This is a genomic window from Salinimonas lutimaris, from assembly GCF_005222225.1.
GTDB classification, from domain to species: Bacteria; Pseudomonadota; Gammaproteobacteria; order Enterobacterales; family Alteromonadaceae; genus Alteromonas; species Alteromonas lutimaris.
Map to the genome: position 1 here is coordinate 3525370 of NZ_CP036536.1, position 21440 is coordinate 3546809.

At 50.4% G+C, this 21440-nt stretch carries 14 protein-coding genes and 4 tRNA genes; 5 read left to right on the plus strand and 13 right to left on the minus strand.

What is annotated here, in order from left to right:
* Positions 1 to 19: 19 nt before the first annotated feature.
* From EZV72_RS15575 to EZV72_RS15590, 4 genes are read right to left on the minus strand one after another with little or no spacing between them, the layout of a single operon-like run.
* Positions 20 to 715 (minus strand): 3'-5' exonuclease, encoded by a 696-nt coding sequence (locus EZV72_RS15575; RefSeq protein WP_137168097.1) that lies wholly within the window; start codon positions 713 to 715, stop codon positions 20 to 22.
* Positions 715 to 2547: a putative nucleotidyltransferase substrate binding domain-containing protein gene (locus EZV72_RS15580; RefSeq protein ID WP_137168098.1), complete on the minus strand. Its 1833-nt coding sequence runs from the start codon at positions 2545 to 2547 to the stop codon at positions 715 to 717. Before EZV72_RS15580 ends, EZV72_RS15575 begins: the two co-directional genes overlap by 1 nt.
* 56 nt (positions 2548 to 2603) lie before the next feature.
* Positions 2604 to 4310, minus strand: a complete 1707-nt coding sequence (locus EZV72_RS15585; RefSeq protein WP_137168099.1) for a sodium:solute symporter family protein — start codon at positions 4308 to 4310, stop codon at positions 2604 to 2606.
* A 4-nt stretch (positions 4311 to 4314) separates the two neighbouring features.
* Positions 4315 to 4581, minus strand: a complete 267-nt coding sequence (locus tag EZV72_RS15590) for a DUF4212 domain-containing protein (RefSeq protein WP_137168100.1) — start codon at positions 4579 to 4581, stop codon at positions 4315 to 4317.
* Between the two features lie 249 nt (positions 4582 to 4830).
* Here EZV72_RS15590 and EZV72_RS15595 point away from each other — a divergent pair, with 249 nt between their 5' ends.
* From EZV72_RS15595 to EZV72_RS15610, 4 genes are all read left to right on the plus strand, one after another.
* Positions 4831 to 8268 carry a PAS domain-containing hybrid sensor histidine kinase/response regulator gene (locus EZV72_RS15595; RefSeq protein WP_137168101.1) on the plus strand — a complete coding sequence of 1146 codons (3438 nt, stop codon included), beginning with the start codon at positions 4831 to 4833 and terminating at the stop codon, positions 8266 to 8268.
* 200 nt (positions 8269 to 8468) lie between these two features.
* A complete protein-coding gene (rimK, locus tag EZV72_RS15600; RefSeq protein WP_137168102.1) occupies positions 8469 to 9374 on the plus strand; it encodes a 30S ribosomal protein S6--L-glutamate ligase in 906 nt (301 codons plus the stop codon).
* A 6-nt stretch (positions 9375 to 9380) separates the two neighbouring features.
* Complete coding sequence (locus EZV72_RS15605) at positions 9381 to 10406, plus strand: succinylglutamate desuccinylase/aspartoacylase family protein (protein WP_137168103.1); 1026 nt, start codon at positions 9381 to 9383, stop codon at positions 10404 to 10406.
* 7 nt (positions 10407 to 10413) lie between these two features.
* Positions 10414 to 10866, plus strand: a complete 453-nt coding sequence (locus EZV72_RS15610; RefSeq protein WP_408640821.1) for an ATP-dependent zinc protease family protein — start codon at positions 10414 to 10416, stop codon at positions 10864 to 10866.
* Positions 10867 to 12535: 1669 nt separating this feature from the next.
* Here EZV72_RS15610 and EZV72_RS15615 read toward each other — a convergent pair.
* On the minus strand, positions 12536 to 13186 hold the full coding sequence (locus EZV72_RS15615; protein ID WP_137168104.1) for a response regulator transcription factor: 651 nt from the start codon (positions 13184 to 13186) through the stop codon (positions 12536 to 12538).
* Positions 13187 to 13204: 18 nt separating this feature from the next.
* Complete coding sequence (gene acs / locus EZV72_RS15620) at positions 13205 to 15151, minus strand: acetate--CoA ligase (RefSeq protein WP_137168105.1); 1947 nt, start codon at positions 15149 to 15151, stop codon at positions 13205 to 13207.
* 258 nt (positions 15152 to 15409) lie between these two features.
* Here acs and EZV72_RS15625 point away from each other — a divergent pair, with 258 nt between their 5' ends.
* Complete coding sequence (locus EZV72_RS15625) at positions 15410 to 16576, plus strand: DcaP family trimeric outer membrane transporter (RefSeq protein ID WP_137168106.1); 1167 nt, start codon at positions 15410 to 15412, stop codon at positions 16574 to 16576.
* Positions 16577 to 16693: 117 nt separating this feature from the next.
* On the opposite strand, the gene EZV72_RS15630 is transcribed toward EZV72_RS15625, so the two are convergent.
* The 7 genes from EZV72_RS15630 to EZV72_RS15660 form a co-directional block, all read right to left on the minus strand.
* A complete protein-coding gene (locus EZV72_RS15630) occupies positions 16694 to 17746 on the minus strand; it encodes an aldo/keto reductase (RefSeq protein ID WP_137168107.1) in 1053 nt (350 codons plus the stop codon).
* On the minus strand, positions 17747 to 18841 hold the full coding sequence (locus EZV72_RS15635; protein WP_232364443.1) for a chemotaxis protein: 1095 nt from the start codon (positions 18839 to 18841) through the stop codon (positions 17747 to 17749).
* An 874-nt stretch (positions 18842 to 19715) separates the two neighbouring features.
* Positions 19716 to 20900, minus strand: coding sequence for an elongation factor Tu (tuf, locus tag EZV72_RS15640; protein WP_137168108.1), 1185 nt, complete (start codon positions 20898 to 20900; stop codon positions 19716 to 19718).
* A gap of 74 nt (positions 20901 to 20974) precedes the next feature.
* Positions 20975 to 21050 (minus strand) — tRNA-Thr (locus EZV72_RS15645).
* A gap of 8 nt (positions 21051 to 21058) precedes the next feature.
* Positions 21059 to 21133, minus strand: a tRNA-Gly gene (locus EZV72_RS15650).
* Between the two features lie 33 nt (positions 21134 to 21166).
* Positions 21167 to 21251, minus strand: a tRNA-Tyr gene (locus EZV72_RS15655).
* Positions 21252 to 21264: 13 nt separating this feature from the next.
* A tRNA-Thr gene (locus EZV72_RS15660) sits at positions 21265 to 21340 on the minus strand.
* Positions 21341 to 21440 lie beyond the last annotated feature (100 nt).

Sequence of the window (21440 nt, forward strand, 5' to 3'; positions counted from 1 at the left end):
CTACCCATCTTGTCAAACACTAATTCTGTTTTTTTCCAATTTTTTTGAAAATAACTGCGCGAGTGTGCAAAACATCATCAAAACGTACATTTTTACCACACTTCAACTGGTTAAGCTGACTCAACCAGAGCTGATACGCCGCCATGGCATCGTCCAGGGCATTGTGGGCAGAGATAGCTGGTAAACCTGCGCGCACTAAACACTGAGTCAGAGTGAGGTCGTTATTTCCCACCAGCGCGCCCCGGCGTTTAATCAGATGCCGGGCCATTTGCAAGGTATCAATGATTACCACGTCAGTTTCCGGTAATTCAAACTTTGCCCAAAGCTTATCCAGCATGCCCATTTCTATCACCGCGCCGTGGGCCACCAGCACATGCGTATGCAGCAAAGGCTGCAAATGTTTAAGCACCCGCTGGACTGGCCAGCCATCCACCAGCTGTGGCTCGGTCAGGCCATGTATAACCGGACTTTGCGCCAGGTCCCGACTCACTTTCACAATATGATAAAAACACCCGGACATATGCATTGTGGCGCCCTGCCCTGTGATCCAGCCGGCGGATGTGACCTGAGCCTGTTTCAAATCCAGGCCGGTCAGCTCAAAATCCAGAGACAGTAACGGCAGTTGTCGTAAGTTAGCCTCGCGCCACTGTTCAGGAAGCAAGTCCGCTTTAAGCGCCCGGTCAGTGAGTTTATGCCACAGGCTGGCCAGAAACATCAGCGCACTCCACCGGAAAAACGGCTAATGGCAGCCTGCTGTGCTCTGTCAATCGCCTTAAAGGCCGCTTTTAACTGATGCTTTTCGATTGAAGATAGCTGCCCCATTTGCACGTTATTGTCGGTTACTGAATTGCTGAGCTGATGACGCCAGCGTAGCCGCCCTAAAAATAGCCAGATATCACGCAGATTATTCGCATCCTTTCTACTGATGCCGCCGCCAGAAGGCAGACTGGCCAGCCGATGCACCGTATTGGGCACCGTAATTTTATTGGCCAGCGCGTATAAACGGGCCAGATTATTGATGATCGCAATAGCGCGTTTTTTTAAATCAATGGCATCATCGCTGTCGGCTTTTTTCTCATAGACAAATTTATGAAACAGCGATAGCGGCACACTCATATCGTTGGTCGCCCGGGCCAGGGCGGCCAGAAAAATACTCTGGCTGAACATGGGCGCTCTGGCTGCCTGCAGTTTCCTGAATAAGCCATAATCGCCGGCAACCGGACGGGCATCCAGAAAAATATTAAACTGTAAAACCGCCTCAGGGGTGGGCTGTTCAATCCAGCCTTTAGCTTCATCGACGGCATCTTGCAACGACATACGTAAATTCGGATTGCTGGCCATAATGTTGCCCTCGCACAACCGGATACCGCATTTATTCAACCCGTTGCAGACATAATCGGCCATTCCCTTGAACCAGGTTTGTTGTTCCGGGGTTGGGCGTTCTTCCAGTAATAATCCGTTATCCTGATCTGAGCCCAGCGTCTGATCTTCTCTGGCCTGCGAACCATACACGAGCCAGCACCAGTTTGCCGGAGCCTTGCCATGGTCAATCTCATAAAATGCGATCAGTTTGCGGGTCATGATATCAGTTGCCTGAGACAACACCTTACCGGCAATATCAAAATCGCCCGGCCGGCGGGCATGACTGGAAAAGTAATGAGGCAGCTGCCAGGAAAGCTCTGTCAGCTCATACAAACTGGAGGCTTTGCTCAGCTCTGAGATAATAAACAACACATTACTGCGTTGCAGACGAATAATATCCGTCGCGGTTAGCATGCCCAGAGGTTCGCGGGTGTTGCGATCCACAATCGGCACATGGTGAATATTACGCTCCCCCATCAGCGCCATGGCATCAAACAGGGTGCGATGCTGCGTGAGCATAGCCGGCTCAGCGGTCATAATCTCCCGCACCGGGGTGGCATAATCCAGCCCTTTTGCCATGGCCCGGTTACGCAGGTCACGGTCAGTAACAATACCTGCCAGCTTGCCCTGACTCAGGATTAGCACTGACGATACGCCATGCTGCGACATAATCTCCGCGGTCTCGCGTAATGGCAGCATTTCATCGGCCGTCACCGGGTCGCCATGAATCACATCCTGCAGCGGCTTATACAGCCACATAGAGTTTGATTCATATACAGCCTGATTTTCTATGCTGTCTTCAATCGTAGCCCGGAAAAACGACTCGATAGCAGGTTCAGATAACACCTTTTTGAAAGCCGTTAAGGGCAATCGATAAACCAGTCCGGCTTCTTCTACACTGACCAGCAAGGGCGTATCTTCATACTCCATGGCATTGGCAAAGTTAAAATAGTCACCTTCGCTCACATTACGCTGTCCGTGACTGCTGTCTTCTACAGCAAACGCGCCACTTAATATCAGATACAATGCCTTACTTTCTGCTGATATCAGCTCATCAACATTATCTTCATTGAGATACAAAATTTCGATGTGCGAGGCCAGATCCTCAATCTTGCGCACAGACAAGTTATCAAATGGCGCAGCTTCACTGAGAAACTCGGTGACTTGCTGGGGTAATACCTGCATATCTTATTCTCATACAAAAAAGCCCACCGTAAAGGTGGGCTTGTTGTTAATGGATGTTAGTGAGCAGAGGCTTCTCCGGCACCCTTAGGATAGCGGATACTTTCCACCAGCTCCTGAATCTCTTCAGGGGCCTCATCTGTCATTTTGAACACCATAAAGGCCACCGCGAAGTTCACTATCATTCCCAAAGTACCAATGCCTTCAGGAGAGATACCAAACCACCAGTTTTCCGGTATGTTAGCCGCTGGGTTCATAAATTTAAAGTAGATGATATACGCAGCGGTAAAGGTAATACCTGCCAGCATGCCGGCGATGGCCCCTTTATTATTCATACGCTTACTGAAGATACCCATGATAATAGCCGGGAAAAAGCTGGATGCGGCGAGGCCAAAGGCAAAGGCGACCACCTGCGCCACAAAGCCGGGCGGGTTAATTCCGAAGTATCCGGCGATAACAATCGCCACGCCAGCAGCCAGCCGGGCATAAAACAGCTCGGCTTTGTCGGTAATATTGGGCGCAAAATTTCTTTTTAACAAATCATGAGACACCGATGTGGAAATTACCAGCAACAGTCCGGCCGAGGTCGACAACGCCGCCGCCACACCACCGGCCGCCACCAGCGCAATCACCCAGGCTGGCAGATTGGCAATTTCAGGATTCGCCAGCACCATGATATCCCGGTCCACCTGCATCTCGTTTCGCTCATCGCCGGCATAGAACATCTTACCGTCGCCGTTTTTGTCTTCCCACTGAATGAGGCCGGTCTTTTCCCAGTTTTTAATCCACGCCGGGGCTGAGGCATAGTCTGTGCCGGTCATCTCAGACCCATTGATGGTTTCTATCATGTTGGTACGGGCAAAGGCAGCCAGTGAGGGAGCGGTGGTATAAACAATGGCGATAAACGCCAGCGCCCAGCCTGCACTTTTACGCGCATCACTGACTTTAGGCACCGTGAAAAAACGCACAATAACATGTGGCAACCCGGCTGTTCCGACCATCAGAGCAAAGGTAATAAAGAACACATCAATGGTACTTTTGGTGCCAGAGGTATATTCAGTAAAGCCCAGATCCACCGATAACTGGTCGAGCTTTTCAAGCATGTACATCCCTGACCCGTCGGACAAGGTGGCACCAAAGCCGGTTTGTGGCAGTACATGACCGGTGATCATAATGGAGATAAATACCGCCGGTACAATATAGGCAAATACCATCACGCAGAACTGCGCCACTTGTGTGTAGGTAATGCCTTTCATGCCGCCTAGTACGGTATAGAAGAATACAATGGCCATACCAATCAGTACGCCAGTCATAATATCCACTTCCAGGAAGCGGCTGAACACCACGCCAACGCCACGCATTTGCCCGGCAACATAAGTAAAGCAGACAAAAATAGCGCAGAATACAGCCACCGTCCGGGCGGTTTGCGAGTAGTAGCGGTCACCGATGAAATCCGGTACAGTGAATTTGCCGAATTTACGTAAGTACGGGGCCAGACACAGGGCAAGCAGTACATAACCGCCGGTCCAGCCCATCAGATACACGGCACCGTCGTATCCCATGAACGAGATGAGCCCGGCCATGGAAATAAATGAAGCGGCTGACATCCAGTCAGCAGCCGTGGCCATGCCATTCATTACCGGGGGGACACCACCTCCGGCAACATAAAAATCATTAGTTGAGCCTGCTCTGGCCCACACCGCAATGGCGATATACAGGGCAAACGTGCCGCCCACTATAAGAAAGGTAAGTGTTTGAATATCCATGCTCTTAGTCCTCGTTTACACCGTATTTTTTATCCAGCGCATTCATTTTTGCCATGTATACAAAAATCAGTGCAACGAACACATAAATAGCGCCCTGCTGAGCAAACCAGAAGCCCAGTTTGAAGCCAAAAAACTGAATATTATTCAGCACATCGACCAGCAGGATGCCGGCCCCAAACGACACCACAAACCATATAATCAGCAACTTAACCAGCAAAGAGAGATTCTCTTTCCAGTAAGCCACTTTATCCTCTTCATTTCTAAACGCCATCTTTCTGCCCTCACAAAGGTTAAACAGATGTTTTATTTTTACATTTTCCTAACCAGGCTTTTTTTCTCTCTGCTTGCTAGTACCCGCATGGTGACCCCTTCGGGAAAAAGACAGAAAAAACCCCTGAAAAGGCGGCTTGCAGTTACTTTAGATCTGCTTAATAAATCCACAAATGAGACCATGGTCGTAGGTCTTACAACTTATTCGATGGTTATAATCCGCAGCAACTTGTTAAAAGGAAGTAAATAAATGACCTTTGGCTGGATAGCGCTGGCGCTGTTTTATCTGGTAGGACTTTTTTATCTGGCCCGATGGGGAGACCGGAACTCTCCCACCGCGCGATGGTTAACATCACATCCGGCCATCTACTCGCTGGCTCTGGCTATCTACTGTACCGCCTGGACTTTTTTTGGTTCTGTGGGGCAGGCCAGCCGGTATTCATGGGCTTACCTGCCTATTTTGCTGGGGCCGATGCTGGTCTATCTGGCAGGCTACCGGTTTATGTACAAAATGACTCTGGTGAGTAAAAAACAACATATCACCACGGTAGCCGATTTTATTGCTTCCCGGTATGGCAAAAGACAAGCCGTGGCGCTGCTGGTCACGCTCATCGCCCTGTTAGCCACCATTCCCTATATTGCACTGCAGCTTAAAGCCATTGGCTCTACCTTTCAGTTACTCACCCAGCAGCCTGACACCCACATGATTATTATTGTGGCCACCAGCTTTATTGCCCTGTTTGCGATTTATTTTGGCACCAAGCAAACCGATGTGACCGAATACCGGCGTGGCCTGATGCTGGCCATTGCATTTGAGTCGTCGATCAAACTGCTGGCACTGGTGCTGGTTGCCATTGTTGGTTATACCGCCTGGTATGGCGATCGTATCCAGGTACTGACCGACACTTTTTTTTCGGCTCAGGCATTAGCCCAGTTCGGGTCGTTCAGCTTTATTGCTCAGACCATCATGGCGGCCGCCGCGGTAATCTGCCTGCCCCGTCAGTTTCATGTAGCCATCATCGATAACCTGAGTCTGAGCCATCTGAAAACCTCGCGCTGGTTATTTCCTTTATACCTGGCCATTATCAGCACGGTTATCCCCATTATTGCCATTGCCGGTAATATTCTGTTTGCCTCGGCCAATGTAGAGCCCGACACCTATGTGCTGTCGATGGCGATTTACTCAGAGTCGCTGTTTTTGCAGGTTATTGTATTTATTGGCGGGTTGTCGGCGGCCACCGCCATGATCATTGTGGCCACACTAACGCTGAGCACCATGCTGACTAACGATGTGATTTTGCCGCGGATACTGGCGGTCAAAGAAAATAATCCGGCCAATAAAGATTACAGCCGGCGTATCCGGCTGATTCGACGTATTGTGATTGGCCTGATTCTGCTCCTGGCCTTTTTATACCACCAGCAAATGGCCACCAGCCGCTCGCTGCACTCTATTGGCATAATCGCCTTCTCGCTGGTGATTCAGCTATTACCCGCCATAGTAGGCGGACTGTACTGGAAACGGGCCCATGCCCATGGAGTGTATGCCGGCCTGTTGGTGGGGCTGGTATCATGGATCCTGTGGCTGGTACTGCCTTTGATAAACGGTAGCAGTAACCCGCAGACCCAGAATGAACTGCACAGTCAGGGTGCCCTGGTCAGTCTGGCAGCCAATATTGTGGCGTATATTATTTTCAGCTGGTTTGCGCCTGCCCGGCTTATCGATCGGATCCAGGCTGAAGCATTTGTTTCACCGACGGATGCCGGTACCGCCGGGCGCAATCATCAAAACAGCAATGTGACCATTGCTGATCTTATTACGCTGCTGTCCACGTTTATGGGCGAAGGCCGCTGCGACCAGTTACTGGATGAATATCAGCAGCTTAATCAGGTTACCCTGGAGCGCGGCAAACTGCCTGATGAAGCATTTCTGGCATTTTGTGAACGGGCTCTGGGCGGAGTGATTGGTGCCGCCAGTGCCAAAGTACTGATCGACAGTATTATCCGGGGTAAAAAGCTGGACTTTGCTGAGGTCGTCAACTTTTTTGACGATACCACCCAGGCCATGCAATTCAATATGACAGCCCTGCTGACCTCACTGGAGAACATCGACCAGGGTATCAGCGTGATTGATAAACATTTAAATCTGGTGGCCTGGAATAAAAAATACACCACGCTTTATCGCTACCCTGACGGCATGCTAAGCGTCGGTACGCCGGTTGAAAAGCTGGTGCGTTACAACGCGCAGCAGGGCGAATTCGGACCCGGCGATGTCAGCCAGCAAATCGAAAAACGCATGGAGCATTTACGCGCTGGTACACCGCATCGGTTTACCCGGCAGCGTAAAGACGGCCGGGTGATTGAAATGGTGGGCAATCCCCTTCCCGGCGGCGGATTTGTGACCAGCTTTAATGATATTACCGGCCACATTGAAATACAGCAGGCACTAGAAGAGTCAAATATTGATCTGGAAGCCAGGGTGAAAAAGCGGACCGAAGAGGTCCATTCCATTAATGCCGCCCTGCGTCTTGAAATTGAACGGCGCTCCGGCGCTGAAAAAGAGCTGATCCGGGCGCGTAAAAACGCTGAAGATGCCAATGCCAGTAAAACCCGCTTTCTGGCTCTGGCCAGTCACGATGTTTTACAACCGCTCAATGCGGCTAAGTTGTATGTGAGCGCCCTTCAGGAAGCAGAACTGAGTCATTCGGTGACCGACATTGTCAAAAAACTGGAGCACAGTGTTTCTTCCAGTGAAGCGCTCATCGGGACCTTGCTGGATATTGCCCGGCTTGATCAGGGCGAGATGAAACCCACGATAGAGCCGGTCCATCTGCCAGCGTTGCTGGCGCCGCTACTCGATGAAATGAGCATGCGGGCCGATGACAAGGGGCTGATTCTCAAAAGTCGTATACACGATTGCTGGGCCATGGCAGACAAAACTTATTTGTACCGTATTGCCCAGAATCTGCTTTCAAATGCTGTGAAATACACCCAGTCAGGCAAGGTTTTACTGACCGTTAAAACCAGTGGCGATAATGTGGTAATGCGCATTTACGATACCGGCATCGGCATTTCTCAGGAACAACTCGGGCTGATTTTCAGTGATTTTTATCGCAGTAATGATGCTCTGGAGCATGGTGTTGGGCTGGGTCTGGGAGTGGTACGCCGACTGAGCAGTCAGATGAACAGCAAAGTTGAGGTGACCTCCAGGCTGGGCACAGGCAGTTGCTTTACCCTGGCGCTGCCAAGGGCATCTGAGCGTCAGCAACGCCGCCAGCTGCGGCCCTCGCGGCCGGCTACGTTCAAAGGTCTGCGGGCCCTGTGTGTAGATGATCAGCAGGAAAACCTGGATGCACTGAAAACTTTGCTGGAAAAATGGGGCATTACTGTGGTGCTGGCCGATAACTGGGATGACGCGATAAAGCAGGCAGATATTTTTGGCCCGCATATTCTGCTGATGGATTATCAACTGGGCGAGCAGCACAACGGCCTGGATCTGATTGATGCCATTCGACAGCATCTCAATATTGTGTTGCCGGCCACGCTTATTACCGCCAATCAGGATGATGCCCTGCTGGCCAGAGCCCGGGAACAGGGGGTTAACTATCTCAGTAAACCGCTGAAACCTGCCAGACTGCGTGCCCTGTTACAAAGCATGACCCGGTATATCCGGGACGCTCAGAGCCTGTAAGAATTGGCATGCGGAGCAATCAAAAAGCGGGACTGGCACGTAGTAGTCTTACTAATCAGTATCCCCTTGCACCCTCAACAAAAGTTTCGTTTCGTCAGCATAAGATTAATTCAGGTGCAGCGCAGGGAAATCGCGGTTATGCTGGATCTTTGATGAAGCCGGGCTGTGACCCGGCATATTAGCTTAAACAGGACGCTTTTATGCGCATTGCGATACTTTCACGCAACCCTAAACTTTACTCCACCCGCCGCCTAAAAGAAGCCGGTGAAAAACGTGGGCATGAAGTCGACATTATCGACACCATGCACTGCTATATGGATATCACCAGCGCTCGTCCTTCTGTGCGTTACAAAGGTAAACGGCTGCCCCGGTACGATGCGGTTATTCCGCGTATTGGAGCGTCTGTGAGTTTTTACGGCACCTCGGTAGTTCGTCAGTTTGAAATGATGGGCACATACAGCATTAACGAGTCAGTCGCCATCAGCCGTTCACGGGATAAGCTGCGTTCTTTGCAGCTGCTGTCGCGAAAGGGTATTGGCATGCCACGTACCGGCTTTGCCCACCACCCGGACAAAATCGATGACCTGATTAAAAATGTGGGCGGTGCGCCGGTGGTCATCAAGTTGCTTGAAGGTACACAGGGTATTGGTGTGGTACTGGCAGATACCCAAAAAGCGGCCGAGTCTATCATTGAGGCCTTTATGGGGCTAAATGCCAGTATTCTGGTTCAGGAATATATCAAAGAAGCGGGCGGCTCAGATATTCGCTGTTTTGTGGTAGGCGGTAAAGTTGTGGCAGCCATGAAACGACAAGCCGCGCCTGGCGAGTTTCGTTCCAACCTGCATCGCGGTGGTTCAGCCAGTCTGACCCGGCTGTCTCCGGCAGAACGAAAATGCGCGGTAGATGCGGCGCGTACGATGGGACTTAACTGTTGTGGTGTAGATATACTACGCTCCAATAATGGCCCGGTGGTGATGGAAGTAAACTCATCCCCCGGCCTGGAAGGCATTGAAAATGCCACCAGCAAAGATGTGGCGGGCATGATTATCGAATTTATTGAAAAAAATGCGACGCCCAATAATACCAAGACCAGAGGAAAGGGTTAATACTGCATGACAGATTTAGTGATTGGCGGCAAGCTGATCAAACCGGGTGAAACCACCCGGGTCGAGCTGGAAATGCCGCCGTTGTACACTGCTACCAATATGAGTATTCCACTGCATATCAAACGGGGAAAGCGCCCCGGCCCTGTTATGTTTGTATCAGCTGCCATTCACGGCGATGAGCTCAACGGGATTGATATTGTAGGGCGACTAATTCGCTCCAAAGCCATTGAGCGCTTACGCGGTACGCTTATCGCAGTACCAATGGTAAATGTGTATGGTGTGCTGAACCAGTCTCGCTATCTGCCGGATCGCCGTGATTTGAACCGCAGTTTTCCGGGCAGTAAAAAAGGATCTCTGGCCGGCCGGCTGGCTCATCTGTTTTTTAAAGAAGTGGTGAGCAAGTGTGATGTGGGTATTGACCTTCACACCGGCGCGATTCATCGCAGTAACTTGCCGCAAATCCGGGCCAACCTGGATGACGAAGAAGTACTGGCCATGGCTGAAGCATTTGGTGTACCGGTGCTGTTAAATTCAGATATTCGCGATGGTTCTCTGCGGGAAGCCGCCAGTGAAGCCGGTGTTAAAATGCTGCTGTACGAAGCCGGTCAGGCGTTACGTTACGACGAATTTTCTATCCGGGCGGGGGTTAAAGGTATTATCAATACCATGCGCCACCTTGGTATGCTTAATAAAAGCAAAAGCAAGGGACACCGGATAGAACGGTTTGTGGCTAATGAAAGCGGCTGGGTCCGGGCGCCGGAAAGTGGTTTTATTACTCATCTGGCCCAGCTGGGTGACCATGTTGAAAAAGGTGACAAACTCGCTGTCATTGCCGACCCGTACGGTGATTTTCTTGAAGCCATTTACAGCCCCGCTGAAGGCGTGGTGATTGGTAAACAAAATATTCCGCTGGCACAGGAAGGTGAGGCAATTTATCACATTGCTTACTTCAAACGGGCCGAGTCAGTAGCTGAACATGTTGAACTATTACAGGATAATCTGGTTCCTAACGATTCAACCATATTAAAGTGAGAAGACCATGACTGAAACCGCAGGCATGACTGACAACATCGAGAAACAGGTTGTTGGCGCACTGGAATTATGCGATTTACCCAAGCTGGCAATCACCGACCTTCATGTTCGGGTAGATACCGGCGCAACGACCTCATCGTTGCATGTGGATAATATTGATGAGTTTGAGAAAGGCGATGAACTATGGGTGAGTTTTGATATTCACCCGGACATTCATAATGTGGAGCGGGTTATTCGCCGCGAGGCTCAGGTACTGGGTCAAAAGCGAGTAAAAAGCTCAACCGCCACCCGCGAACGCCGGTATGTGATTCAAACTCCCATCGTTATGGGTGGTCAAAAATGGGATATTCAGCTGACCCTGACTGATCGCTCAGAAATGACCTACCTGATGTTACTGGGCCGCGAAGCCATGAGCGGCCGTCTTATTGTTGACCCGGAACTGGAATACCAGCTTCCGTAAAACTGTTCTGTAATCTTTTTTTCTTATGGCATCCCTGCTCTTTATCCGTCATCCCCGCACAAGCGGGGATCTCTATCTGCCCGTCATTCCTGGGCTTTATCCGTCATTCCTGCGAAAGCAGAAATCTCCTCAACAGTCTGGCTGCGTTAATATAATCACTGAATAAAGTGAGTCATGTTCCAAGGAGATCCCGGATATCGCTGTGCGATTCCGGGACGACGAGAGGGTGAGTCATGTTCCAGGGAGATCCCGAATATCGCTGCGCGATTCCGGGACGACTGGTTGTTGCTGCACGCGCCCGGAGCGAAGTGAGCACCACCGGGTCGAAGGTTCCATCATTACTGTGCATTACTCGTCATTGCTGCGCTCTATCCGTCATTTCCACGCCTTGTCCGTCATTCCTGCGAAAGCAGGAATCTCGTCAACAGTCTGGCTACGTTAATATAAGCACTGAATAAAGTGAGTCATGTTCCAGGGAGATCCCGGATATCGCTGCGCGATTCCGGGACGACGACGCTTTCCGTCGTCCCCGTGCCCTATCCGTCATTCTTGCGAAAGCAGGAATCTCGTCAACAGTCTGGCTGCGTTAATATAAGCTCTGAATAAAGTGAGTCATGTTCCAAGGAGATCCCGGATATCGCTGCGCGATTCCGGGACGACTGGTTGTTGCTGCACGCGCCCGGAGCGAAGTGAGCACCACCGGGTCGAAGGTTCCGTCATTACTGTGCATTACTCGTCATTGCTGCGCTCTATCCGTCATTCCTGCGCCTTTTCCGTCATCCCCGTGTAAACGGGGATCTCCTTAACAGTCTAACTTCGCTAACAAGAGCACTATATAAAGTGAGTCATATTCCAAGGAGATCCCGGATATCGCTGTGCGATTCCGGGACGACGAGAGGGTGAGTCATGTTTCAAGGAGATCCCGGATATCGCTGCGCGATTCCGGGACGACGACGCTTTCCGTCGTCCCCGTGCCCTATCCGTCATTCCTGCGAAAGCAGGAATCTCCTTAAGCAGTCTGGCTACGTTAATATAATCACTGAATAAAGTGAGTCATGTCTCAGGGAGATCCCGGATATCGCTGTGCGATTCCGGGACGACGACGCTTTCCGTCGTCCCCGTGCCCTATCCGTCATTCCTGCGAAAGCAGGAATCTCCTCAACAGTCTGGCTACGTTAATATAAGCACTGAATAAAATGAGTCATGTCCCAAGGAGATCCCGGATATCGCTGCGCGATTCCGGGACGACTGGTTGTTGCAGCACGCCCCCGGGGCGAAGTGAGCACCACCCGGTCGAAGGTTCCGTCATTACTATGCATTACTCGTCATTGCTGCGCTCTATCCGTCATTTCCACGCCTTGTCCGTCATTCCTGCGAAAGCAGGAATCTCGTCAACAGTCTGGCTACGTTAAGATAAGCACTGAATAAAGTGAGTCATGTTCCAGGGAGATCCCGGATATCGCTGCGCGATTCCGGGACGACGAGAGGGTGAGTCATGTTCCAATGAGATCCCGCATATCGCTGCGCGATTCCGGGACGACGAGAGGGTGAGTCATGTTTCAAGGAGATCTCGGATATCACTGTGCGATTCCGGGACGACGGGTCGTTGCTGCACGCGCCCGGGACAACAGGAGGAAGTAAAAGTCATTGAATAACGTGAGGCATGCTCCTACGTTCTGGACGCAGGAGGCTCAAGTTCAAGCTGGGAGGCAATCAGTACCGCCTGAGTGCGGTTATTGATACCCAGCTTTTTGAAAATAGCAGTAACGTGGGCTTTTACCGTTGCTTCGGCAATATCCAGATTATAGCCAATCTGCTTGTTAAGCAGACCGTCGCGCATGAAGCACAAGACTTTATACTGAGAGGGCGTCAGGCTGGATACCTTATCAGCTAACTCCGCGAATGCTTCGTCGACCTCTTCAATCTGCTCGCTGACAGAGTCAGGAACCCAGATATCACCATCCAGAATAACCTGTACCGCTTCGGCAATATCGCCAGAACTGGCTGTTTTAGGAATAAACCCCAGCGCACCGGCTCCTACAATCTTTGAAATAATCGACGCGTCTTCAGTGCCAGATACCACAGCAACCGGTAATTCAGGAAACAGCTTTCGAACATGCAGCAAACCGAACAAATCATTGCTGCCCGGCATATGCAGATCTAATAGAAGAAGATCAACATCCTGCTCCTGCAAAATGTTAACCGTAGAGGTCAGATCGCCAGCTTCAAGTAAACTCAAAGCTGGCAGGCTTAACGATAACGCACCTCTCAGGGCATCCCGGTAAAGAGGGTGATCATCTGCGATCAGCAGCGTTATCATAGGTACTCCATTATCTTATTATTTATTCAGCCTTTGTTCGATGAGTGTATCAACAACTGCCGGATCCGCCAACGTCGACGTATCGCCTAATTGATCATGCTCATTGGCGGCAATTTTACGCAGGATCCGACGCATGATCTTACCCGAGCGGGTTTTAGGCAGACCAGAAGACCACTGAATCATATCCGGCGTAGCAATCGGGCTGAGTTCCTGACGAACCCAGTCGCGCAGCTCTTTGGTCAGCGCATCATCAGGCGTCACACCGTCATTCGGGGTCACATACACATAAATGCCCTGCCCCTTTATATCGTGCGGAAAGCCAACCACCGCTGCTTCTGCCACCTTGGAGTGGGCCACCAGCGCACTTTCTATCTCGGCTGTACCCAGACGATGGCCTGATACATTGAGCACATCGTCAACACGTCCGGTGATCCAGTAGTAACCATCTTCATCACGTTTTGCCCCATCGCCGGTGAAATACACCCCTTCATACGCACTGAAGTAAGTATTAATAAAGCGTTCATGGTCGCCATACACCGTACGCGCCTGTCCCGGCCAGCTGTCTTTAATCACCAGGTTGCCAGCCGCTTCGTCTTGTAGCTCCTTACCATCAGCGTCAAACAAAGCTGGCTGAATGCCAAAAAACGGACGGGTGGCAGACCCGGGTTTCAGCTCTGTTGCCCCCGGCAGCGGCGTGATCATATGGCCACCGGTTTCAGTTTGCCACCAGGTATCCATAATCGGGCAGCGGGACTGCCCGATAACACGGTGATACCAATCCCAGGCTTCCGGATTAATCGGTTCGCCCACCGTGCCCAATAAACGCAGCGACGACAAGTCGCATCCTTCGGCGGGCTTATCGCCATGCGCCATCAGAGCGCGAATGGCTGTAGGAGCGGTATAAAAGCTATTTACTTTATACTTTTCTATCACCTGCGCTACCCGGCGAACATCCGGATAAGTTGGCACCCCTTCAAAGAATACCTGCGAAGCGCCATTAGCCAGCGGGCCGTAAACCATATAACTATGGCCTGTTATCCAGCCCACATCCGCAGAACACCAGTACACATCATCAGGCTGGTAATCAAACGCATATTTAAAGGTCATCGAGGAATACAGCAGATATCCACCGGTGGTATGTACCACGCCTTTTGGTGTACCGGTAGATCCTGACGTATACAGAATAAACAGCGGATCTTCAGCGTTCATCACCTCCGGCTCACACTGCGCCGAACAATCATCTGTAAGCGCTTCCCACCACACATCGACACTGTCGTTCCAGGCTACATCACCGCCGGTCACTTTATGGCAGACAACATGAGTGATTGACGGACACGCACCATTGGCCAGGGCTTTATCCACATTTTGTTTAAGTGGAACAGCCCGGCCACCGCGGCGTCCTTCGTCTGAGGTGATTACCACTTTGGCCGCGCTGTCGTTGATACGATCTGCAATCGCATTGGGCGAAAATCCGCCAAAAATTACAGAATGTACAGCGCCAATCCGGGCGCAGGCCAGCATTGCATAGGCAGCTTGGGGCACCATGGGCATATAAATCGCCACCCGGTCACCCTTTTCTACGCCCAGTTTTTTCAGGCCATTTGCCAGTTTACACACCTCATAGTGCAGCTGCTGATAGGTCACTTCCTCGCTATCTTCGGGAGAGTCACCCTCCCAGAACAGCGCGACTTTTTTTGCGTTGTCTGCAAGATGACGGTCAATACAGTTGTAACTGGCATTCAATTCACCGTCTTCAAACCATTTAATCGCAACTTCGTCTTTGGTGAAAACCGTGTTTTTTACTTTGGTGGGTGCCGTGTACCAGTCCAGAAAACCGGCATGCTCTCCCCAAAAGCCGGCGGGATCCTGTACCGACTGCTGATACATCTTGGTGTACTGAGCTTCGGTCAGGTGCGTATTTTGTTTGATATATTCAGGAACAGGATACGTCTTGCTGGCTGTCATGGTTGAGCCTCCAATGTCATAAAACCAAGAGAAAATACTATAGGTACATCAATGTAACGACTTGCCGGTAAAGCAAAATGAGACTTTGGTCTTACCCCTGCCCCACTTTGGACCAAGATGAGTTGATGAGTAAGAAGTACGACTTTGGTCGTAACCGGCCAAGTGTTTATTTGCTTTTACTTCGATATCGTTCACCCTACACAGATTCACGGATATTTTACATATCATTTACTAAAATAAAAAAGACGGGAAGGACCGATGACACACACATTGAAAAAAACAGCCGTCATCTGCGCATTATCGGTTGCCGGATACACAGCACAAGCCGCAACCACCACAGCGGTAGGCAATACACAGATGAGCTTTTCAGGCTATATCAAAGCCGATGCGATGTTCAGCAATTACTCTGACGGCACGATATCTTCAGGCAGTGTAGGTCGTGACTTTTATATTCCTTCCCTCACCCCGGTTGGCGGTAATGATGAAGGATCGCAGTTTGATGCGCATATTCGGCAGTCCAGATTCCGCATTACCACCGACACACCGGCCGACAATGGCGATAGCATCAAAGGCGTGCTGGAGCTGGACTTCATTGTGACTGAAGGAGGCAATGAACGTATCAGTAACTCCTATCAGCCGCGGGTACGACATGCGTATATTGAATATAAAAACTGGCTGATAGGCCAGACCTGGACCACCTTTATGGATGTGCCCAGCCTGCCTGAATCACTGGATTTTATCGGGATTACCGACGGTATTACCTTTGGCCGTCAAACCATGCTTCGCTACACCAATGGAGGGTTTCAGGTAGCATTGGAAAATCCGGAAACCACCGTGACGCCGTTTGGTGGGGCTGGCCGGATAGTTGCTGATGACAACGCGGTGCCGGACCTGATTGCCGCTTATACCATGCAGCAGAACTGGGGCTATGTGAAAGTCGCCGGCCTGGCTCGTCAGTTATCCTACGATGACGGTGAGAATGTCGATGACGATGAGACCAGTTTTGGTATTGCAGTATCTGGCAAAGTGATGCTGGATAACGGTGATGATATTCGTATGATGTTTAATGCCGGTACCGGTATGGGACGCTATACCGCCCTGAATGCTGCCAATGGCGCGGTGATTAATGCTAACAATGAACTGGAAGCCATCGATTCAATGGGTTATGCCATTTCATACCGGCATGTGTGGTCTGAAAAAGCGCGTAGTTCGGTCATGTTTTCTGCTTTTGAAGCCGATAACGACGTTGCCCTGACCGGCCTTTCTGCCACTGAAAGTACCTGGAGCACACGGGTTAACTATCTTTATTCACCCACACCTTCGCTGACCTTTGGTGGTGAATACGCCTACGCCAAGCGTGAGACTGAAGCGGGGCTGGAAGGTGATATGAACCGGATACAGTTTTCCGCCAAGTACGCATTCTGATACTGACTCAGTACAAACGGAGTTCGGCCAGCAAATAATAACCCTGCTGGCGTACTATTCAATAAAAAAGCGCCGGGGACGACCCACGGCGCTTTTTTTTTCACTGGTAACTGTTCGTTAGTAAGTCGCCGGGTATTCCTGCAGTATTTCACTAATGCGCGCCAGCGTGTCTTCGCTTAATTCGATGGTAAACGCATCAATATTTTCCTGTAGCTGCGAGGTACTGGTTGCTCCGATAATAGTGGAACGCACTCCCGGTACTTGTCGACACCATGCCAGGGCCAGCTGACTGGGTGTCATCCCGGCATCTTTTGCTATATCCACGTATTTTGCCGTCGCAGCATGCGTTTGTGGGGTGTTGCGGTACAGGCCATGTCGTTGTGACAGTGTCCAGCGAGAGCCCTGCGGAACCTGACCATTCAGATATTTACCGCTAAGAATACCCGTTGCCAGCGGTGACCATGGCAGATAGGCAATATCTTCCAGTTCACACATTTCAATCAGATACGGCCAGTCTTTAGGATGCAGCAGACTGAATTCATTTTGAATAGAAACCGGGCGGGGAATATTCATTTCCTTACACAGGGTTAAAAAGGTATGAATACCCCACGGGCTGTCGTCAGATAATCCCCAGTGACGAATTTTGCCGCTATCCAGTGCTGCTTTCAGACCGATAAGAATATCGCGCATTCCTGCCACTTCTGCTTCCCGGTCAACCTGACGCGGATCTGTAGCGCCGGGCCAGTGCTTACCAAAGTGCGCCGTGGTGCGGTTTGGCCAGTGTAGCTGATACACATCGATATAATCAGTATTCAGACGCTCCAGTGACGCATCAACTGCCGCCAGTACTGCATCACCGGTGATGTTGCCACCCTCGCGAATCCAGCGAACACCCGAACCTGCAATTTTCGTCATCAGCACAAATTCTTTACGGCGCTGCGGATTTCTGGCCAGCCAGTTACCAATAAACCTTTCGGTATCGGCATAGGTCTTTTCACCAGGGGGGACCGGGTACATTTCGGCGGTATCCATAAAGTTGATACCGGCGTCCAGCGCCATCTCAATCTGCGCATCTGCATCCGCCTGAGTATTCTGAATTCCCCAGGTCATTGTACCCAGACAGATATCTGTTACCTGTAAGCCACTACTGCCTAACTGCGTGTGTTTCATTCATGCATCCTGTATTTTATGTGAGCTGCCGGCTTCTGCCTCGCCTAAGCGGGCTTTTGCCGAGGCCAGCTGCGCTTCAATATCTCTGCGCGACTCTACCATCTCATTGGCCAGTTCGGCTAAGGATTTAAATTCAGCAAAGCCCAGCTGGCGGGTGTCGATGCGCTGATACTGACGTTTGCAGCGATAGAAAAACATCACAAAATTAGCAAAGGAACGATGAAAGGTCGCAAAGCTTTTGATCAACAGCAAGATCAGTGCGACTGAAGTAAGACCAGCAATAGTAATACCGTAAAGCTGAACCTGCTGCTCTTGCTCGCGGATCAGCGGCTGCAGGGCTACATCGATACTGTGCAGTTGTTCTTCCACGGCGTGTGCCTGGCTGCGAAACTCTCCACGCAAACCGGTATTATGAGTCACCCCCATCCTGATAAGCCCTGAGCTTAGCGCCTGAAAATGTTGTTCGTACTGCTCAAGCTGCCTGGCTTCCATGCTTTGTGTAGGGAATTTTCCCTGTCGACGTACGCTGTCTATGGCCTGTTCAAAGGCCTGAATATACGCTTTATCCCGGGTGGCCATAAAGTCCCGGGCCGCGATACGCGCAGCCATCAGCTGTCCGTATATCACCGTCCCGGTATTGAACCGTGTTGTCAGCTGTTTCTCTGTTTCTGTCAGTTGTGCATGTAATCCATCGTTGGAAGTAAGCCCGATACGCAGCTGCAACTTCACCACCTCGTGAAATAACTGCTGATACCGCTGTAGCCCTTCTGCCAGCTCACCAGACTGTTCAATCGGCAGTGCAAACCGGTTGAACAAGGGAGTAAGTTTGTTCAGATGATGATTAAACTGCGCCGCCCGGCTGTTGAAACGGTTAAAATAATCAATCTGGTGGCGCAGCAAAAAGTCTTTTTCATGCCGGCGCATTTGCAATAAATCCTGTCCCAGACGCAATAGCATGTCCCGCTGTTGATTAAGCGTAACCAGCCGCTGAGTAAAAATATACTGACTTGCCACCAACATGCTCATTCCCAGCACACAGATAAGGGTCATTAATAATAACCGGGATTTTATTGAATCAAACTTCAAACCTGCCACTGTTACTCTTCCTTCATCAAGCCAATCAGTACGACTCCAAAGAATCAGCATATAAGGTAATTGTTAAAAGATTGTGGCAGGTAAGACTTTTGGTTTGAGGTCGTCATGTTGCAGGGAGAGCGCACTATTCCAGTGCCTTGTTCGTCGTCCCGTGAAAACGGGGACCTCCTAAGCAGTCTGGCTGAGCTAATATAAGCACTGAATAAAGTGAGTCATGAACCAAGGAGATCCCGGATACCGCTATGCGACTCCGAGACGACGGCGGTTGAGTCATGCCTGTGCCCCATCCGTCATTCCTGCGAAAGCAGGAATCTCCTTAAGCAGCCTGGCTACGCAAATAAAAGCACTGAATAAAGTGAGTCATATTCTCAAAGAGATCCCGGATATCGCTGCGCGATTCCGGGACGACGACTCTTTCCGTCATCCCCGTGCCCTATCCGTCATTTCCGCGAAAGCAGATATTTCCTTAAGCAGTCTGGCTACGCAAATAAAAGTAGTGAATAAAGTGAGCCGCGTTCCAAAGAGATCCCGGATATCGCTACGCGATTCCGGGACGACGGCGGGTGAGTCATGTCTCAGGGAGATCCCGGATACCGCTATGCGGTTCGGACGAAGACAGTTTCCGTCATCCCCGTGCCCCATCCGTCATTTCCGCGAAAGCAGGAATCTCCTTAAGCAGTCTGGCTACGTTAACAGAAGTCATGAATAAAGTGAGCCGCGTTCCAAAGAGATCCCGGATATCGCTACGCGATTCCGGGACGACGAGGCTTTTGCTGAGCGATTCCGGGACGACGGGCGGGTTTCAAACAGACACAAAAAAGGCGCTCATATGAGCGCCTTCTTCTAATGCATTGTGTGCATTAAGACATCGATATTACGCGATGATCTTAGATACAACACCAGCACCTACTGTACGGCCACCTTCACGGATTGCGAAGCGCAGACCTTCGTCCATCGCGATTGGAGCAATCAGGTCAACAACAAACTTCAGGTTGTCGCCAGGCATAACCATTTCTACGCCTTCTGGAAGCTGTACAGCACCAGTTACGTCAGTTGTACGGAAGTAGAACTGTGGACGGTAACCTTTGAAGAATGGCGTATGACGGCCACCTTCGTCTTTGCTCAGTACGTATACTTCAGCTTCAAACTGAGTGTGAGGAGTGATTGAACCTGGCTTAGCAAGTACCTGACCACGCTCAACTTCGTCACGCTTAGTACCACGCAGAAGAACACCAACGTTCTCACCAGCACGGCCTTCGTCAAGAAGCTTACGGAACATTTCAACGCCAGTACAAGTAGTCTTAGTCGTATCTTTGATACCAACGATTTCTACTTCTTCACCAACTTTAACGATACCTTGCTCAACACGACCAGTTACAACAGTACCACGGCCTGAGATTGAGAATACGTCTTCGATTGGCAGGATGAACGGCTTATCGATAGCACGCTCTGGCTCTGGGATATATGAATCTAGGGCTTCACCCAGTTCAACGATTTTCTTTTCCCACTCTGCGTCGCCTTCAAGGGCTTTAAGAGCAGAACCTTTGATTACAGGCAGATCGTCGCCTGGGAATTCGTATTCGTTAAGAAGTTCACGAACTTCCATTTCTACCAGCTCAAGCAGCTCTTCGTCATCAACCATGTCACATTTGTTCATGAACACGATGATGTGAGGAATACCAACCTGACGACCCAGCAGGATGTGCTCACGAGTCTGAGGCATAGGGCCATCAGTCGCAGCAACTACCAGGATAGCACCGTCCATCTGAGCAGCACCGGTGATCATGTTTTTAACATAGTCAGCGTGTCCTGGGCAGTCAACGTGCGCGTAGTGGCGGCTTGGAGTGTCATACTCTACGTGAGAAGTAGAGATGGTGATACCACGAGCTTTTTCTTCAGGTGCGTTATCGATCATATCGAAAGCACGTGCGTCACCACCGTGTACTTTAGCAAGTACAGTAGTGATAGCTGCAGTCAGAGTGGTTTTACCGTGGTCAACGTGGCCGATAGTACCCACGTTTACGTGGGGCTTGGAACGTTCAAACTTTTCTTTTGCCATTTTCTATTTTCCCAGCAAAGTTATTTAGAAACTTTTTAAATATTTAGATATAAAATATGAGCTGGGGAGAAGAATGGTGCTGATAGGCAGATTTGAACTGCCGACCTCACCCTTACCAAGGGTGCGCTCTACCAACTGAGCTATATCAGCACACTAATTGGAGCGGGCAGCGGGAATCGAACCCGCATCATCAGCTTGGAAGGCTGAGGTAATAGCCATTATACGATGCCCGCGATCCTAATTCTCTGGCCACCTCATAGAAAAAGTGGTGGAGGGGGCAGGATTCGAACCTGCGAAGGCTGAGCCGGCAGATTTACAGTCTGCTCCCGTTGACCGCTTGGGTACCCCTCCAGAGATTGATGAATGGTGCCGACTGCCGGAATCGAACTGGCGACCTACTGATTACAAGTCAGTTGCTCTACCAACTGAGCTAAGTCGGCTCCTCATCAAGTGGGTGCGCATTCTAGAGTAAACATTTACTCAGTGCAAGTGCTTTTTTGAAATTTCTTTCAATTTTTTTTCGAACGTTGAACCACTTAA

What these genes read in the sequence shown, in the direction of transcription:
- EZV72_RS15615 (WP_137168104.1), bottom strand. Translation starts at nt 13,186, where the DNA reads ATGATAACGCTGCTGATCGCAGATGATCACCCTCTTTACCGGGATGCC.
- EZV72_RS15575 (WP_137168097.1), bottom strand. Translation starts at nt 715, where the DNA reads ATGTTTCTGGCCAGCCTGTGGCATAAACTCACTGACCGGGCGCTTAAA.
- tuf (WP_137168108.1), bottom strand. Translation starts at nt 20,900, where the DNA reads ATGGCAAAAGAAAAGTTTGAACGTTCCAAGCCCCACGTAAACGTGGGT.
- EZV72_RS15590 (WP_137168100.1), bottom strand. Translation starts at nt 4,581, where the DNA reads ATGGCGTTTAGAAATGAAGAGGATAAAGTGGCTTACTGGAAAGAGAAT.
- acs (WP_137168105.1), bottom strand. Translation starts at nt 15,151, where the DNA reads ATGACAGCCAGCAAGACGTATCCTGTTCCTGAATATATCAAACAAAAT.
- EZV72_RS15595 (WP_137168101.1), top strand. Translation starts at nt 4,831, where the DNA reads ATGACCTTTGGCTGGATAGCGCTGGCGCTGTTTTATCTGGTAGGACTT.
- EZV72_RS15585 (WP_137168099.1), bottom strand. Translation starts at nt 4,310, where the DNA reads ATGGATATTCAAACACTTACCTTTCTTATAGTGGGCGGCACGTTTGCC.
- EZV72_RS15610 (WP_408640821.1), top strand. Translation starts at nt 10,414, where the DNA reads ATGACTGAAACCGCAGGCATGACTGACAACATCGAGAAACAGGTTGTT.
- EZV72_RS15630 (WP_137168107.1), bottom strand. Translation starts at nt 17,746, where the DNA reads ATGAAACACACGCAGTTAGGCAGTAGTGGCTTACAGGTAACAGATATC.
- EZV72_RS15605 (WP_137168103.1), top strand. Translation starts at nt 9,381, where the DNA reads ATGACAGATTTAGTGATTGGCGGCAAGCTGATCAAACCGGGTGAAACC.
- EZV72_RS15625 (WP_137168106.1), top strand. Translation starts at nt 15,410, where the DNA reads ATGACACACACATTGAAAAAAACAGCCGTCATCTGCGCATTATCGGTT.
- rimK (WP_137168102.1), top strand. Translation starts at nt 8,469, where the DNA reads ATGCGCATTGCGATACTTTCACGCAACCCTAAACTTTACTCCACCCGC.
- EZV72_RS15580 (WP_137168098.1), bottom strand. Translation starts at nt 2,547, where the DNA reads ATGCAGGTATTACCCCAGCAAGTCACCGAGTTTCTCAGTGAAGCTGCG.